The organism is Actinopolymorpha sp. B11F2 (assembly GCF_040195635.1).
Lineage (GTDB): Bacteria > Actinomycetota > Actinomycetes > Propionibacteriales > Actinopolymorphaceae > Thermasporomyces.
This window is the reverse complement of sequence record NZ_JBEFTX010000007.1, coordinates 190593-204479: the sequence shown is the minus strand read 5'-3', so window position 1 is coordinate 204479 and position 13887 is coordinate 190593. Positions and strand designations below refer to the sequence as shown.

At 67.0% G+C, this 13887-nt stretch carries 20 protein-coding genes; 7 read left to right on the top strand and 13 right to left on the bottom strand.

Annotated features, from left to right (window positions below; translation table 11 throughout):
* The first annotated feature begins 1 nt into the window (after position 1).
* Positions 2-472 (top strand): NUDIX hydrolase, encoded by a 471-nt coding sequence (locus tag ABN034_RS15375; protein WP_349691685.1) that lies wholly within the window; start codon positions 2-4, stop codon positions 470-472.
* Between the two features lie 5 nt (positions 473-477).
* On the opposite strand, the gene ABN034_RS15370 is transcribed toward ABN034_RS15375, so the two are convergent.
* From ABN034_RS15370 to ABN034_RS15350, 5 genes are all read right to left on the bottom strand, one after another.
* Entirely contained in the window at positions 478-1008 is a 531-nt protein-coding gene (locus ABN034_RS15370; RefSeq protein WP_349691684.1) for a pyridoxamine 5'-phosphate oxidase family protein, read from the bottom strand.
* A gap of 67 nt (positions 1009-1075) precedes the next feature.
* The gene (locus ABN034_RS15365) at positions 1076-1576 is read right to left on the bottom strand and encodes an NUDIX domain-containing protein (RefSeq protein ID WP_349691683.1); all 501 of its coding nucleotides are present in this window, start codon (positions 1574-1576) and stop codon (positions 1076-1078) included.
* 138 nt (positions 1577-1714) lie between these two features.
* Positions 1715-2179, bottom strand: coding sequence for an NUDIX hydrolase (locus ABN034_RS15360; RefSeq protein ID WP_349328609.1), 465 nt, complete (start codon positions 2177-2179; stop codon positions 1715-1717).
* 245 nt (positions 2180-2424) lie between these two features.
* Positions 2425-2679 (bottom strand): hypothetical protein, encoded by a 255-nt coding sequence (locus tag ABN034_RS15355; RefSeq protein ID WP_349691795.1) that lies wholly within the window; start codon positions 2677-2679, stop codon positions 2425-2427.
* Complete coding sequence (locus ABN034_RS15350) at positions 2580-2999, bottom strand: DUF1698 domain-containing protein (RefSeq protein ID WP_349691792.1); 420 nt, start codon at positions 2997-2999, stop codon at positions 2580-2582. The genes ABN034_RS15355 and ABN034_RS15350 overlap by 100 nt, the downstream gene beginning before the upstream one ends.
* A gap of 235 nt (positions 3000-3234) precedes the next feature.
* Here ABN034_RS15350 and ABN034_RS15345 point away from each other — a divergent pair, with 235 nt between their 5' ends.
* Positions 3235-3687: a GNAT family N-acetyltransferase gene (locus ABN034_RS15345; protein WP_349691682.1), complete on the top strand. Its 453-nt coding sequence runs from the start codon at positions 3235-3237 to the stop codon at positions 3685-3687.
* Between the two features lie 107 nt (positions 3688-3794).
* A complete protein-coding gene (locus ABN034_RS15340; RefSeq protein WP_349691681.1) occupies positions 3795-4418 on the top strand; it encodes a histidine phosphatase family protein in 624 nt (207 codons plus the stop codon).
* 151 nt (positions 4419-4569) lie between these two features.
* Here the strand turns inward: ABN034_RS15340 and ABN034_RS15335 are convergent, their stop codons facing one another.
* Complete coding sequence (locus ABN034_RS15335; RefSeq protein ID WP_349691680.1) at positions 4570-5118, bottom strand: DinB family protein; 549 nt, start codon at positions 5116-5118, stop codon at positions 4570-4572.
* Positions 5119-5300: 182 nt separating this feature from the next.
* Here ABN034_RS15335 and ABN034_RS15330 point away from each other — a divergent pair, with 182 nt between their 5' ends.
* Both ABN034_RS15330 and ABN034_RS15325 read left to right on the top strand, forming a co-directional pair.
* Positions 5301-5780, top strand: coding sequence for a MarR family winged helix-turn-helix transcriptional regulator (locus tag ABN034_RS15330; RefSeq protein ID WP_349691679.1), 480 nt, complete (start codon positions 5301-5303; stop codon positions 5778-5780).
* Positions 5777-6409, top strand: a complete 633-nt coding sequence (locus ABN034_RS15325) for a PH domain-containing protein (RefSeq protein ID WP_349691678.1) — start codon at positions 5777-5779, stop codon at positions 6407-6409. Before ABN034_RS15330 ends, ABN034_RS15325 begins: the two co-directional genes overlap by 4 nt.
* Before the next feature lie 15 nt (positions 6410-6424).
* On the opposite strand, the gene ABN034_RS15320 is transcribed toward ABN034_RS15325, so the two are convergent.
* From ABN034_RS15320 to ligD, 5 genes are all read right to left on the bottom strand, one after another.
* A complete protein-coding gene (locus ABN034_RS15320) occupies positions 6425-6673 on the bottom strand; it encodes an HIT family protein (RefSeq protein WP_349691677.1) in 249 nt (82 codons plus the stop codon).
* A gap of 9 nt (positions 6674-6682) precedes the next feature.
* On the bottom strand, positions 6683-6895 hold the full coding sequence (locus ABN034_RS15315) for an HIT family protein (RefSeq protein WP_349691676.1): 213 nt from the start codon (positions 6893-6895) through the stop codon (positions 6683-6685).
* Positions 6896-6973: 78 nt separating this feature from the next.
* The gene (locus tag ABN034_RS15310) at positions 6974-7483 is read right to left on the bottom strand and encodes a MarR family transcriptional regulator (RefSeq protein ID WP_349691675.1); all 510 of its coding nucleotides are present in this window, start codon (positions 7481-7483) and stop codon (positions 6974-6976) included.
* 173 nt (positions 7484-7656) lie between these two features.
* Positions 7657-8241 carry a hypothetical protein gene (locus tag ABN034_RS15305; RefSeq protein ID WP_349691674.1) on the bottom strand — a complete coding sequence of 195 codons (585 nt, stop codon included), beginning with the start codon at positions 8239-8241 and terminating at the stop codon, positions 7657-7659.
* Positions 8242-8357: 116 nt separating this feature from the next.
* Complete coding sequence (gene ligD / locus ABN034_RS15300; RefSeq protein ID WP_349691673.1) at positions 8358-9368, bottom strand: non-homologous end-joining DNA ligase; 1011 nt, start codon at positions 9366-9368, stop codon at positions 8358-8360.
* 116 nt (positions 9369-9484) lie between these two features.
* On the opposite strand from ligD, the gene ABN034_RS15295 reads away from it, so the two are divergent.
* Positions 9485-10873 (top strand): MFS transporter, encoded by a 1389-nt coding sequence (locus ABN034_RS15295; RefSeq protein WP_349691672.1) that lies wholly within the window; start codon positions 9485-9487, stop codon positions 10871-10873.
* 44 nt (positions 10874-10917) lie between these two features.
* Entirely contained in the window at positions 10918-11730 is an 813-nt protein-coding gene (locus ABN034_RS15290; protein ID WP_349691671.1) for an alpha/beta fold hydrolase, read from the top strand.
* A 21-nt stretch (positions 11731-11751) separates the two neighbouring features.
* Here the strand turns inward: ABN034_RS15290 and ABN034_RS15285 are convergent, their stop codons facing one another.
* Positions 11752-12321 (bottom strand): ferritin, encoded by a 570-nt coding sequence (locus tag ABN034_RS15285; RefSeq protein WP_349691670.1) that lies wholly within the window; start codon positions 12319-12321, stop codon positions 11752-11754.
* A gap of 57 nt (positions 12322-12378) precedes the next feature.
* Positions 12379-13884, bottom strand: a complete 1506-nt coding sequence (locus ABN034_RS15280) for an FGGY-family carbohydrate kinase (RefSeq protein WP_349691669.1) — start codon at positions 13882-13884, stop codon at positions 12379-12381.
* Between the last annotated feature and the right edge of the window lie 3 nt (positions 13885-13887).

The window sequence follows — 13887 nt, the reverse complement described above, 5'->3', positions numbered from 1 at the left end:
CGTGGACGCCCAGCAGCATCTGCCGACTGTGAAGAAGGTATCCGCGTTCATCACTCACGGAGACCAGTTGCTGGTGTTTCGCAAGCCTCACCATCCAGGAACCGGAACCCAGGTCCCCGCTGGCACCATCGAGCCTGGCGAGACGCCGGAAGACGCCGTTCTCCGCGAGGCGTGGGAGGAGTCCGGCCTGACGGGCTTCCACCTGTGCGGCCTGCTGGATCACCAAGTCGTCGACATGCGGGCCTACGGCTGCGACGAACTACACGACCGCTGGTACTTTCACCTCCTCTCGCCTTCCACGGTGCAGCGGGCCTGGCGTCATGGCGAGTCATGTCCGTCATCGGGGGCGGAGGAGTTCATTGCGTTCGACTTCTTCTGGATCGACGTCGATCGCGCCGCACACGAACTCAGGGCAGAGAACCACACAGCTCTTCAAGTCTTGAGTCATCGGCTCGTGTCAGGGTATGACTAAAGTGATCAACTCTCAGGCTGGATGTCCGCGAGCCAGATCTGTCGTGGCGCGTGGCCGGAGCGGCGGAGCCAGTGCTCGGTGTAGACGATCTTCGTGGCTGTGATGATCGTCAGCGGGTCAGCTGGCGAATCGTCGAGTGTGCGACCGCGTTCGACGTGGTCTGATTGCCATCGAAATGCCTCCCAGTAGGGATCGGCGTGCGGGTTGTCCCGCTCCAACGTGCGGGCGGTCCCGAACAACTGGGCGCCCCGGCTGCTGGCCTGGCCAACGAGTGGAGCGACAATCCCGGCGGAAACTCGTGGGTCACGGCGTAGATTGCGCGACTTCGGCGAGCCGTTCCAGCTGGTGTAGAAGATCTCGAAGCCCAGGCTGTAGTAGCGCACGGGAGTCGCGGCGGGCGAGCCGTCCGCGTTTACCGTGGCGATGACGGCGACGTTGTGAGTTGAGAGAAGGTTCAGAATCCGCTCTTCGAGTTCCAGGCGCGACAGTCTTCCGTCAGGTGCGGGACCTGCGAGCCAGGGGTTCGTCAGAGGCATGACCGAAGCTTCTCACGGGTCATCGCCGGCACAAGCGCGCCTTACGCCGACATCTGCGTTCGCGTCCTCAGAAGGAGGCGGGCGGATATCCGTTCTCCAGATAGGCGACGATGCCGGTGTTCCTGGCCTCCATGCCAGCACTGATCCTGCGGGCATGGAGCGCAGGATGCATTTCGCGGACCTGCTCAATCGTCCAGAAGTCGAACGCGCCGAGCTCACTTTCCTGAAGTCGGATCGACGAGATCTCTTGTGGAGTAAGAACTCCGCCATCGAACACGGTCATCAGCCCTTCGATGGGGATGGTCTCGGTGCGAGGTTCCCAATCCACAACCAACAGCCTGCCAAGCGACCGAGCCAGGCCGAGTTCCTCTTTCACCTCGCGGACGGCGGCCGCATGTGGAGGCTCATTGACCTCGACCACACCGCCGGGGTAGGCCCACCCGTCGCGGTAGGTCGGCTTGACCACGAGGACGCGGCCGGCCGAGTCGAAGAACAACGCACCCGACGCTTCGCGCTTGCGTGGCAGGCTCAGGCTCCAATGGCCGTCAGGCGGCTCGATCGTTGCCATCCGGCAGAACATACCAGGATCGGTCCGGCGAGGTCGCCCGGTCTGATGTGAGTTGACTGGCAGGAGCGGGAGTTCATGAGACGGGAGTAGCACGGGTGCGGCCACGGACCGGCGGCAGCGCAGCGCCCTGGCTACGAGTCAGATGAGCCGCGCTGGGCCGACATGCTCTACAGCGGTCACGATCCGTTCTAGAAGGCTGGGCCTCATCGTGGGCAGGTCGGTGAGGAGGAACCAGCGGACCTCGAGCGACTCGTCGTCTGCCACGTACGGGGTGCCGGCGACGTATCGGCATCGGAAGGTGTGGTCCAGGTATTGAGCGTGGTCGCCGTTGACGTGAACAGTCGGATCGCTGACGTTGACCCAGACAAGTTCCTCGACAACGCAGCGGATCCCGGTCTCCTCGAGCACCTCTCGCACCGCTGCCTTCGCTGGGTGCTCGCCGGGATCGACTATGCCGGTCACAGGAGCCCAAGAACCGTTGTCGGAACGCCGAACCAACAGGACTGCGCCGTCGTTGAGGACGACAGACGTCACGCCAGGCAGCCACAGAAGGTCATGACCGATCCGCTCACGCAGGCGAAGGATGAACTCGGGAACTGGCACGCCTTCACGGTAATCGCTCAAATCGCCGGACTCGGACACCTGCGGTTGTGAGTCTCCATTGCTGATCGAGCCTGGGAACGACCCTCGGGAACGTAGCGCCGATAAGCGACATTATGTCAAGTACTAGTCTGCGTATTGCATCAGATGAATCAATGCCGCTAGGTCCGCTCCACTACCCCGACCCGTGGAGCTGAGCCGTGGGCCCGCTACGCCGGCAGGCGCATCCGTAGCCCGTAGCGACGCGGCTACTGACCGGAATGGGTCCGGAGCTTGAAGATCAGGATGCCGAGGTACTTGTTCATCCACGCCTGCTTATGCGGGTAACGGCGTCGGGCGTCCTCGGATAGTTGAGGCTCTAACGCGGTCTCGATCCACAGCCCTGCGGCACTGAAAACGTTGATCAGGTCAGAGATGGTGTAGGGACGCTTGGTGAGGGTGATCTGGTCGTTCCAGCCGCTGAGGTAGGAGAACCGCGCGGTGGAGAAATACTCCTCGCCCATGGAGGTCTCATTCTGTTCGGCCCGCTCGACGGCTTGAGATCACCTCGGATGAGCTCCAAGCCAGGCGGCGGCGCACTGAGGAAGTTGCCACTGACGTCGACACCTACGGCGGCGGTCGCGCCGTCTCCAACCAGCTCAGCCAGCTTGCCTCCGTTGCCGCAACCGACATCGAGCACCGACCGTCCGGTGACATCGCCCAGAAGGTCTCGCTGCGCAGGCCACTCGACAAGCCGATCGAGCGAGTCCTCCCTGCTTCGGGCCCGCTCGTAGTCTGGAGCGAGTTCTGGCCACGGCTGGCTCGGATCCCCATGACTGTCCATGTGAGAGCTCGTCGCCTTCTGTGAGTCGCCTGACACCGCCACGAGACACAACCTAGCCGTCCTCTTCGAGACCCCGCCTGTCCTCAGGGACATCGCGGCTCTGGGGCCCCTTTACCGCTGAGCCCGACGAATCCGCCCAGTCTTCGTACGCAGGGTGTCCAGTAGTGGTCTGGCGCGCTTCAGCCCGCAAGTCACCGTCCTCCCTCCGGTCGACCAGCTGGCAGACTCTCACCTCGTGAGGATCAGCCAGGCGAATGCGGACGACGTCGCAGATTTGGCCCGGCTGTTGTGGCTGGACACCCATGATGAGGAACCAGCACCGCGGTCCGTTGACGCATTCGCGGTGGAGCTCGCGAAGTGGTGGGCCGCCCACCAGGACTCGCACCTGGCGTTCGTCGCCCGACTCCTCCGACCGGAGATCGTCGGCATGGCCTGGGTCGCGCTCGTCCCCCGCGTCCCGAGACCTGGAGCGACGAGTCGGCTATCCGCAGACATCCAGAGCGTCTTCGTCAAGCCCAACCAGCGAGGCCACGGGATCGGCTCGGCGCTCGTGGAGGCTGCTTCGAAGCATGCGACACACCTCGGGGCCTTCCGCGTGACGGTCCACTCTGGTCGCAAGGCAGTGCCGGTGTACGAACGGCTGGGCTTCGAGTCGTCCCGACAGATCCTCCAGCGACCACCGGCCTAGCAAGTCGCACCTCGCGCAGTCACCTTCGTTTCGACTGTCATGGGTCACATCTCGAAACACGGCACAGGCACACGTGCAGCGTCCACAACGAGGATCTCGAGGTCACAGTGAAGAACATCTATGTGGTCACGCATCCGGAGGCAACCCACCACGTAGACGGACTCGTCGGCGGGTGGTTCGACTCCAACCTGACCGAGCGAGGCATGCGTCAGGCTGAGTCGATCGCCGAAGCGCTGTCTGAGCGCCTCGGCGACGCTGACGTCGAGACGATCACATCCGACCTGCGCCGCGCGCAGCGGACCGCAGAGGTCATCGTCAAGCGGATCGGCGGCGCCCTGAAGTTGGACCCAGACCTGCGGGAGAAGTCGTACGGTGAGGCGGGTGGCCGACCCAAGGCTTGGCTCGAAGAACGCCGAATCCCGATTCCGGAGTTCGGCGAGCGGCTACGGCACGACGAAGGTGTGGACGGTGCTGAGACACGGATGGACCTCGCCGTCAGGGCCTATGCGGCGATGGGTCGGATTCAACAATCCACGATGGAGAACCAGGTAGTCGTGACACATGGAGGTACTGCCACCCTCCTCCTGGCAGCGTGGATTGGCATGCCCTTGGAGGCATCGGGCCGTGTCCAATTCCGTGTCTCTTCAGGCGGCATCACCCACTTGCGCAAGGACGACCGAAGCTACAGCCACCAGATCGCCCAATTGAACGAGACAAGCCACCTGAACTAAGTCCGGCGGTGAGCCCGGGCGCCGTGTGCTATTGCCAATAGAGGTTCTCCCAGGCGTCGCTCCCCCTCTCCAGCTGCGGGCCCGCCGGCGCGCCGACAACCGCTGTCGGGTCCGTCACGTCAGGGGCGCGGATCAAGAGGGGCGTTGCTCGTTACTGCCCCAGCCTCCCGTCGATCCGCTCCCGCAGCAGGTCGGCGTGCCCGTTGTGTCGTGCGTACTCCTCCACCATGTGCACCAGGACCCACCGCAGCGTCCTCGGCCCGCCGTGAGCGGTCCCGGCGACATCGAGGTCGGGCGCCTCGGCAATGAACCGGTCCGCGAACTCGATCTCGGTCCGCCACGCGTTCCATGCCTCGGTGACGGCCTCGGCCGTGGCAACTGCGCCGTCGAACTCCCCGTCGCGATCGGTATCGGAGTAGAAGTACGGCGGAGCGTCCTGACCTGCCATCACCGTCCGGAACCAGATGCGCTCAACCTCGGCCATGTGGCGTACCAACCCGAGCAGCGACAGCGTCGACGGCTCCACCGATCGACGGGCAAGGTCCTCGACTCCCAAGCCGCTGCATTTGAGTTCCAGGGTGTCGCGCTGCCAGCGCAGGAAGCCGACAAGGGTCGCGCGTTCCTCGCTCGTGGTCGGCGGGTGGACGCGTGGGTCGGTGTCGCGATCGATGAACATGGTTGCTCTGGGGCTGCTCCTCATGCCCGCAATCATGGGCCGTCCGCGCATGATCCACCACAGCTGCCCGGCGCGACCTCCGCTTGCGGGCGGTGCGACCAGCTGCGGGTGGCCTCTCCCCCATGCGTCCGCGGGAATCTCGCCGTGCAACCGCTCGTGTAGGCTACGATACGTGAAGCACCGACATAGTGAAGGGGCTTCACGATATGTCTGTTGAGAGTTCTCGCCGCCAGAAGCAGCAGGCTGCGCTCGGGCAGCTGCTTCAGCTCGCGATGCTCATCAACGAGGACATGGAGCACGGTCTCGGCCGTGTCGGGCTCACCCCTTCGCGGGCGACCCTCGTCTGGGAGCTGCTCCACCTCGGGCCCAGCACGCAGCGGGTGCTCGCGGAGGCAATCGGCGTGAGCCCGCGAAATGTCACCGGCCTCGTCGATGCCCTGGTGGACACCGGCTTCGTCGTTCGAGAGCCGCACCCTACGGACCGTCGGGCCGCCCTCGTGTCGTTCACCGAACACGGCGCGCGCATCGCCGAGCAACTGAAGCGCGACGGCGAGCAGCTGGCGGACGACCTCTTCGCCGACATGCCCGACGGGCAGTTCAGCGCCTTGGTGAAGGGCTTCGACGTGCTGATGGCGCGGCTGTGTGAGCTGATCGCCCAAGCGAAGGAAAAGGAGGCACAGCGGTGAACGTCACAGGCCCGCCGGTGGCACTAGCCCGGCACGCCATCCAGTTCGAGCTCGGTGTCTGGCGCAGTCTGTACTTCCTGGTGCGACGGCGAGACCCCGGCGCCGGTCCGGGTGCCGAGAGGTTCAGCTATGTGAAGGCGGTCGAGCTCCTCTTCTGGGTCTTCATCATCGTCTCGGCGATCGAGATCCCGATCGCCCACATGCTGGTGCCATGGGAGCCGGTGAAGATCGCCCTGCTGGCCGTCGGTTTCTGGGGATTGATGTGGATGGTGGGGATGCTCGCCGCGTACAAGGTCCACCCGCACCTGGTCGAGCCGGCGGGCCTACGCCTCCGCAATGGCTTCACTCTCGACATCGCCATCCCCTGGGAGGCCATCAGCGCGGTCTCGGTACGGGAGCGGAGCCGTGAGAGATCACGTGCGGTCCAACTCGACGAGACCGACGCCGGAACGACCCTGAACGTCGTGGCCGCCAGCCGGACAAACATCGACCTGGTCCTGCAGCGTCCCTTCACGGTGACGCTCCCCCATGGCGTCCAGACCGTGACGGCGGTGCGGTTCTTCGCCGATGAGCCCCGCACGCTCGTCAAGCGGATGCGTACGAACCTCGCGGATCAGGTGCAACGCTGAGCGGTGACGGGCGCGTCACTCCCCCGGATGTCTGAGATGCGTACGCAGCTTGTCGGCGTACGGCCGGCGACGTTCGGCGGAGACGAAGCCCGGGTACGGGTGCGACCCGTAGAGGTCATCGCCTCGATAGCGGGGAAACACGTGCACGTGGTAGTGCCACGTGTCCTGACAACCGGCGGGCTCGTTGTGTTGCCGGGTGGAGATTCCCTCGCACCCGTAGGTGTCCCGGATCGCGCGGGCGATTGCCCGGACACCGTCGTGCACAGCGTGACCCTACTCCGCCGGGAGGTCGTAGATGTTCTCGTGGTGGGCGTTCGGCACGACCAGCACATGACCGTGGTTGTTCGGCCACCATCGGGCGCAGATGAATGCCGTCGCCCGTTCCGACTGCCACACGATGTCCTGCTGGCCGCTGACGTCGGTGGTCCCACCGGCGACCAACGCGCAGATCGGGCAGACGTAGCCGGGCGGTGCGTGGCTGATCATGTGCGAATCCTCCGTTCGATCAGAGCCCAGCCAGGTTCTCCGCGAGCCTCGCACTGACGGTGGGACCTGACCCCGCGCTCATGCCGGGTGGGAGTCGTCCGGCGGTGCGTTGGCGAGGTCGGCGGTCGCGATCTGCCCCGCCTCGTTCGTACGCCGCAGAAAATCGGCGATGAGGGCGAGCTCGGACTCGTCGTAGCCGGCGCAGATCGTGCCCATCGACGCATCCATCCCCGCGTACAGGCGGAAGAGTTCGGCGTTGCGGTCCCGCAGAGCACGAACGACGACGGCGCGCCGGTCGGACTGGTCACGTTCGCGGACCACCCATCCGCCGCGTTCGAGCCGATCGAGGATGCCGGTGATCGTGGCGGGGTGCAGCCCGGCCCGACGCGCGAGTGTGGTCGGGCCGAGCGGCCCTTCCCGGTTGATGAGGTCGAGGCAGTGGAGATCAACGTCCTTGAGCGCGAGGTTGGCGGTCACCTGGTGGTTGAGCAGGGACAACTGGATGGCCAGCCCGCGCAGCGACTCCTTGATCGTGACGGTCAACCGACGACGGCGCCGGGCGGCCTCCCTTGCTGGTTCCGCACTCATCTGAACGGTCTCTCGTACCCCATGGTGAGGAAACCCTATCCGCCGGGCGCTTCGCCACCGAGGAACCGTCCCGCACGGCTTTCCGCTGCCCAACCTCGGCGACCGCCGAGCCGGGGCCCTGGCTCGGAGATCGCCTCACATCCGAGCCAGGGCCCCGACGTCGGGCGAGCCGATCAGTTTCCGGTGTCTGGGTTCAGGCCGCGCAACCGTGGCCGGAACTTCTCCCAGGTGGCCCTGCGGTCCGATACATCCGCGACCCGAAGCGCCGTTGCGGTGTCGCCGCTCACGACCGCCGCCACGTGCACCTCATCGCCCTCGTCGACCGAGCCGATGCCCTCGCGGTGGGCGTTGACCAGCGTCTCGTCATCGACGACGTAGGACCTCGAGTAGCCATCCTCACTCTTCACCGTGATCGAGGTGTCGCTCACTGCCTGCACCTCGCCATATTGGACGGCCACGGTCTGGTAGCCGCCGTCCTTCTTGGCCGTGACGAACTCACCATGCAGAGCCCATCCCATGAGCCCCGGAGCCCGGTGGCCCCGCATTACCGGCCGGTCCTTCGCGTCCGGACGTGGCTGGTCGCTCGTGGCAGTGGTCGCGTCGTTGCCGGACTCCGCCACGTTGTCGGCGAGGGCGATCCCGCCCACCGCCAGTGCCGTGATCGTGGCGGTCGACACCGCCACCGCGAGCACCGTGGACCGGTCCGACCACCGCCGGTTGGCCCATCGCCCTCTGACCCACTGCCCGTAAGGGCGCATCGCGGTCTCCCTCCAGTCGTGGATGTACGAAAGCAGTCTCCACCATCGCTCTCCTGGCTGGGACCGCCCTGAACGCCACCTGGAGATTCGCTGGGAATCCTCCGGCTCCCGGTGGCTCACTGTTCGCGGACGACCTCCGAGGCGTCCTTGTCCGTACGCAGCCCGACGAAGCGTGGATGACGGAGCTTGCCGTCGCTGGTCCACTCGGTGAAGCCGATCTGGGCGACCAACTCGGGGCCTACCCAGTGGGCGGAGCGCTCGCGCACCGGATCGGCGAACGGCGACGACGACTGGGCGATCTTGTCCATCCGGGCCCGCAGATCCCGCAGCATCAGTGCGTTGTAACCCGTGCCCACCTTGCCCGCGTAGCGCAGCCGGTTCCCTTCGTAGTAGCCGACGAGCAACGCGCCGAACCCCTGTCGCGATCCCTCCGGATCGGTGAACCCGCCGATGACGAACTCCTGGTCGCGTACGCACTTGAACTTCAGCCAGTCCCGAGACCTGCGACCGGTCTGGTACGGCGCGTCCGCGCGCTTGGCGATCAGGCCCTCCCACCCTCGCGCGCACGCGTCGGCGTGGAACCTCTCCCCCTCGGTGTTGCGGTGGGTGGAAAACCGGACGCGGTCGCCGAACTCGAACGTCGTGCGCAGCACCCGCTTGCGGGCCCGCAGCGGCAGTCGGGTGAGGTCGGCGTCACCGACGACGAGCAGGTCGAAGAGGTAGAGGTAGACGGTGACGCCGGTCGCGGGTATCCGCCGGGGATCGGCGAGATTGATCCGTGCCTGCAGTTTGGCGAAGCTCGTCTGCCTGCCGTCGAAGGCCACGATCTCGCCGTCGGCCACGAAGTCCTGGGCCTGTTGTGGCGCGAATGCCTGGACGATCTCGGGATAGGTGCTCGTCATGTCCTTGTGGTTGCGGGACCACAGGGTCGTCTGGCCGCGGCTCCTGACGGCGATCACGCGTACGCCGTCCAGCTTGCGTTCGTAGATCCACCGCTCGTCGGAGAACGGCTTCTTGGTCAGGGTGGCGAGCATGGGTGCCTGCCAGCCGGGGCGTGGCGCCCGACGCAGGAGCCTGCGTTCGTCGTCACCCAGCACATCCAGCGGGTCGGGCATTTCGTCCGCCACAGTTCCTCCACTCGGGCGGAAGGGGCCTCCTCGTCACACATCCCCGCTTAGGGTTGCCTGGAACCAGCACGCGGGGAGTGCCTGCGGCGGGACGTGGCAGTACGGGGGAAGTCACCATGGGTCCGGCGTCGTCGGCTCCTACGCCGGATGGCGCCGAGAGCCGCCGGTTGCGCGGAGTGCTCGCCGCGGCAGCGCTGGCGATGTTCTGCGTCCAGCTGGACTTCTTCGCACTCACCCTCGCTCTGCCGCGGATGGCCAGCGACCTGCGGGTGACGACAACCGACCTGCAGTGGGCGCTCAGCGGCTACATGCTCGCGCTCGGTGCCTTCCTCGTCCTCGGTGGGCGGCTCGGTGACATCTTCGGGCGGCGCCTCGTCCTCGTTGTCGGCATCGGCATCTTCGGCGCGGCGGCCGTACTCTGCGCGCTGGCACCGACGGCCGGGCTCCTGATCGCGTTCCGCATCCTGCAGGGCATCGGGGCCGCTCTCATCTTCCCGATGACCGTCTCGGTGTTGTCGAGCAGCTTTCCGGAAAAGTCCCGTGGCCGGGCAATCGGCCAGGTGTTCGGGCTCGCCGCCGTCGGGACCGCGCTGGGCCCGTTCGTCGGCGGCCTCCTGACCGCCGGACCCGGATGGCGATGGATCTTCTGGTTCCTGGTGCCGTTCGTCGTGGCGGCCGCTGTCGTCACTCTCATAGCGACCCGCGAGTCACGGGACGAGTCGATGCCGCGCCGTCTCGACCTCGCGGGCGCGATCCTTCTCAGCGCCGGGGTCGGGCTGGTCACCTATGCCGTCGACCGGATCCCGACCTCCGGGCTTGCCTCACCCCTCGTCTGGGCGACTGGTCTCGCCGGGCTGGCGCTGCTCGTGTCCTTCCCACTGGTGGAGGGGCACGTCCGCCTGCCACTGATAGACATGGGCCTGTTCCGCAACATCGCCTTCGTTCTCGTCACCGCCGTCGGGACGATGGCGAACGTCGCCTACGCCGGAACCGTCTTCCTCGCCACCCTGTACCTGCAGGACGTCCGGGGCCTCGGCCCGCTCACGGCCGGCCTCGTCTTCCTCGGCCTGTCGGTCGCCACGGGTTTCGCGGGGCCGCTCGCCGGCTGGCTCGGCGCACGCTACTCGGCCCGGGTCGTCATGACGATCGCCAACAGCATCGGCGGGCTTAGCCTGCTCGCCCTGACCTTCAGCCGGGCCTGGGGTGCGTACGTTCCGGTCTTCTGCCTGTGTGGGCTGGGCTTCGGGCTCGGCTGGTCGTTCGCGAACATCGGCACCCAGCGGGTGGTACGACCCGAACGCAGCGGCGAAGCCGCAGGCGTCACGCAGACCGTCCTCATCGTCATCGCCGGCATCGGGCTGGCCGCGACAGCGACCACGCTGGAGGCACTCCAGTCGGCTGGTCACGCGCCCTCGGCATCGATCGAGGTCATCCTCCGCGTCCTCGCAGGCGGGTTGCTGCTCTCGGCCGCCCTCCTCGGGGCGTTCGGCCGCCACGCGCGCTGACGCCCTCGCGAGGGTGTGGTCGCGGTCGTTGGCATGCTGAGGGCGTGCACGCCTTCCGCCTTCCTGCATACGCCTGTTGGATCCGCTATCTCGACCTGCCGGGCGGCCCGGACGAGCCGACGCCCGAACCGGTGTGCGTCTACCTCGCCGGGCTGGGTTCGGCTTCGACTGTGGACTTCCCGGAGATCGTCGCCCGGCCCCCGCTACGCGGGCGGCGGTCGTTGCTGGTGGACCTCGCCGGCACGGGATGGAGCGACCCCGCCCCGGCGTCCTTCGGCTACACGATCGAGGAGCACGCGGATGTGGTCGCCGCGCTGCTGGACGCAGCGCACCTGCGTGGGTGCCACATCATCGGGCACAGCCTCGGTGGCTCGGTGGCGATCGCACTGGCCGATCGCCGGCCGGACCTGGTCGCCCGGCTCGTGGTCGCCGAACCCAACCTCGACCCGGGCGTCGGCACGTTGAGCAGGCACGTCGCCGACCAGTCCGAGGGCGCGTTCGTCACGCGCGGATACAGCGCTCTTCGTGCCGTCCTCGCGAGGGAGGAGGATGCCGTCGCCACCTCGGTGTTCCATGCGACGACGGGTCGCTGGTCACCGGCCGCGATGTACCGGACCGCGGTCTCACTGTTGGCCGAGCGCACACCGACGTTCCGCGGCATGCTCGCGTCCGCCTCGATGCCGCGCGCGATCCTCGTCGGCGAGCGTTCCGAGGACGTCGACCTGGAAGGCCTCGCGGACTCAGGCGCGGCGGTTCACGTCGTGCAGGGTTCGGGACATGTCATGACCTACGACAACCCGGATGTATTCGCCCGGACCATCGCAGCGGCACTTGGCGGGCCTACTGGCCGCCCTTGAAACAGCCGGATCTCGAACGCGTCAGAGGGCGCCACCAGCCGCCGCCGGAGCGGCACTGGGCGTACCACTGTCGCCCACCGTCTCGCGGGCCAGGAACTCCTCGACGTGGAACAACGTGTCGCCGGCCCGGTCCATCACCGTCAGCAGCGTGGACATGGACGAGACCTCCTCGACCTGCTCGTGCAGGAACCACTGCAGGAACTGCTCGCCGATGTAGTCACCTTCCTCACGCGCCGCCTTCGCGAGCGCGACGAACTGGTCGGTGACTTCCTTTTCCTGGGCGAGTGCGAGGGCCACCAGGTCGCGTGCGCTGGTGAAGTCGTTGCGTACGGGATCAACGCCTGGTATGGCGACTTTGACGCCTTGGTCGAGGAGGTACCGCACAATCATCATTGCGTGGTTTCGCTCCTCCAACGCCTGCCGATAGAAGTACGCGGCGAGCCGAGGAAGATCTTCGGCGTCGAACCACACCGCCACGGCGATGTATTGCTGGTGGGCGTTGAACTCGTGGCGGATCTGTGCCTGCAGCAGCTCGAGGAACCGGGAGTCGCGTGCTGAGTTCTGCTGGGAATTCTGCTGGAGGACGGACATACCCGCATGCTAGCGCCGCCCACGGACGCGGCCACGCCGGCGAAGTTCGCCGCCTCGTCAGCCGAGCCCGCGCCAGATCTCGCTGAGGCTTGATGCGGCTGCGACAAAGCGACCGTACGCGTCATTCAACACCGCCGTACGCGCTGCGACCGGGTGATAGCGGCGTGCAATCCTGCCAGTGTTCGCCGCCTCGTCCAGGTCGGAATACACACCGATTCCGAGACCGGCGAGAAGGGCGGCACCAAGGGCACCGGTCTCGGCGCAGTCGGGCACCTCGATCTCGACGTCGAGGGCATCGGCGAACATCTGCGACCAGACGCCACTGCGGGCTGCGCCACCGGTGAGCCGAGCCGGTCCGGACAGGGCGAACCTCTCGCGCAGGGCGTCGACATGCACCCGATGCCCGAGCACGACTCCTTCCAGCACTGCGCGTACGACGTCGGCACGGCGATGCCACCCCCGCAGACCGAGCAGGCCGGCGCTCGCCGTCTCGCCGTACGGAGAGCCGTACAGGAACGGGTGGTACAGCAGCGTGCTCGGACCATCGAGCGCCCCCGCGGCCTCGCGTTCGAGCAGGGAATATGCCGACTCGTCCGCAGGCAGTCCGAAACTCGCTCGCCACCAGTCGAGGTTCGTCGCCGACGACGCGGACGTCGACATGTTGAGCCAGCGCCCAGGTTGGACGAAGCTGCGCGCCTGCCAGCGTTCGTCGAGGGCGACGTCGGCACTTACGACCTGGTTGATGCTGAACGTGCCGGCGGCCAGGCTGAGCATGCCCGGCCGGACCGCGCCCGTGCCGACCGCACTGCCGTCGACGTCATGGGCACCGGTGACGACCGGCGTGCCGGTGGCCAGGCCGGTCGCTGTCGCGGCGTCGGCGCTGACCTCCCCGGCGATCGCCTGGCTCGGACGAAGCGGCGGCAGCTTGCCCGCCACCATCGTCAGGCCGTAGAGGATGAGTGCCTCGTCGGCATAGTCCTGCGTCCGCACGGAGGTGAAGGCCGCGCTGGCCTCACTCGGGTCGGTCGCGATCGCGCTGGTGAGCCGGAACCGCAACCAGTCCTTGCAGAACAGCACCCACCGGGTGCGGTCGAGGGTCTCCGGGTCGTGCCGTGCGAACCACGCCAACAGGGTCGAGGGCGAACCCGCGAACGGCACCTGGCCGGTCACGTCGAGGACCCGTGCCCACATGGGCGTCGTACGCCATGTGTCGAGCACGTCGTGCGCACGGGTGTCCATCGCGGTGACCGCGGCACGCACGGGGTGGCCGGCATCGTCGACGAGGTAGAGACCGTCGTTGTGGCCGACGATGCCCACCGCGGAGATGCGGTCACCCGGTGTGCGTGCGTCGTCGAGCGCGGAACGGATCGCCGCGGCGGTCGCCTGCCAGACCTCGTCCATGTCGCGTTCGACCCAGTGCGGGTGTGGACTGGCGACCTCGACGCGGGCGCTGCCCGAACCCCGCTCCTGACCCTCGCGATCGAAGACGCACGCCTTGGTGACGGTCTGGCCGGCGTCGACACCGAGCAGGAGGGTCTCGTCCGGTCGGGCGGAATCAGTCACCGC

Bases quoted from the DNA above. Each gene is read 5' to 3' on its own strand.
- ABN034_RS15330 (WP_349691679.1), top strand. From the start codon at position 5,301: ATGTCTGTTGAGAGTTCTCGCCGCCAGAAGCAGCAGGCTGCGCTCGGG.
- ABN034_RS15310 (WP_349691675.1), bottom strand. From the start codon at position 7,483: ATGAGTGCGGAACCAGCAAGGGAGGCCGCCCGGCGCCGTCGTCGGTTG.
- ABN034_RS15285 (WP_349691670.1), bottom strand. From the start codon at position 12,321: ATGTCCGTCCTCCAGCAGAATTCCCAGCAGAACTCAGCACGCGACTCC.
- ABN034_RS15365 (WP_349691683.1), bottom strand. From the start codon at position 1,576: ATGGCAACGATCGAGCCGCCTGACGGCCATTGGAGCCTGAGCCTGCCA.
- ABN034_RS15315 (WP_349691676.1), bottom strand. From the start codon at position 6,895: ATGATCAGCCACGCACCGCCCGGCTACGTCTGCCCGATCTGCGCGTTG.
- ABN034_RS15295 (WP_349691672.1), top strand. From the start codon at position 9,485: ATGGGTCCGGCGTCGTCGGCTCCTACGCCGGATGGCGCCGAGAGCCGC.
- ABN034_RS15305 (WP_349691674.1), bottom strand. From the start codon at position 8,241: ATGCGCCCTTACGGGCAGTGGGTCAGAGGGCGATGGGCCAACCGGCGG.
- ABN034_RS15355 (WP_349691795.1), bottom strand. From the start codon at position 2,679: ATGGGCGAGGAGTATTTCTCCACCGCGCGGTTCTCCTACCTCAGCGGC.
- ABN034_RS15335 (WP_349691680.1), bottom strand. From the start codon at position 5,118: ATGAGGAGCAGCCCCAGAGCAACCATGTTCATCGATCGCGACACCGAC.
- ABN034_RS15370 (WP_349691684.1), bottom strand. From the start codon at position 1,008: ATGCCTCTGACGAACCCCTGGCTCGCAGGTCCCGCACCTGACGGAAGA.
- ABN034_RS15350 (WP_349691792.1), bottom strand. From the start codon at position 2,999: ATGGACAGTCATGGGGATCCGAGCCAGCCGTGGCCAGAACTCGCTCCA.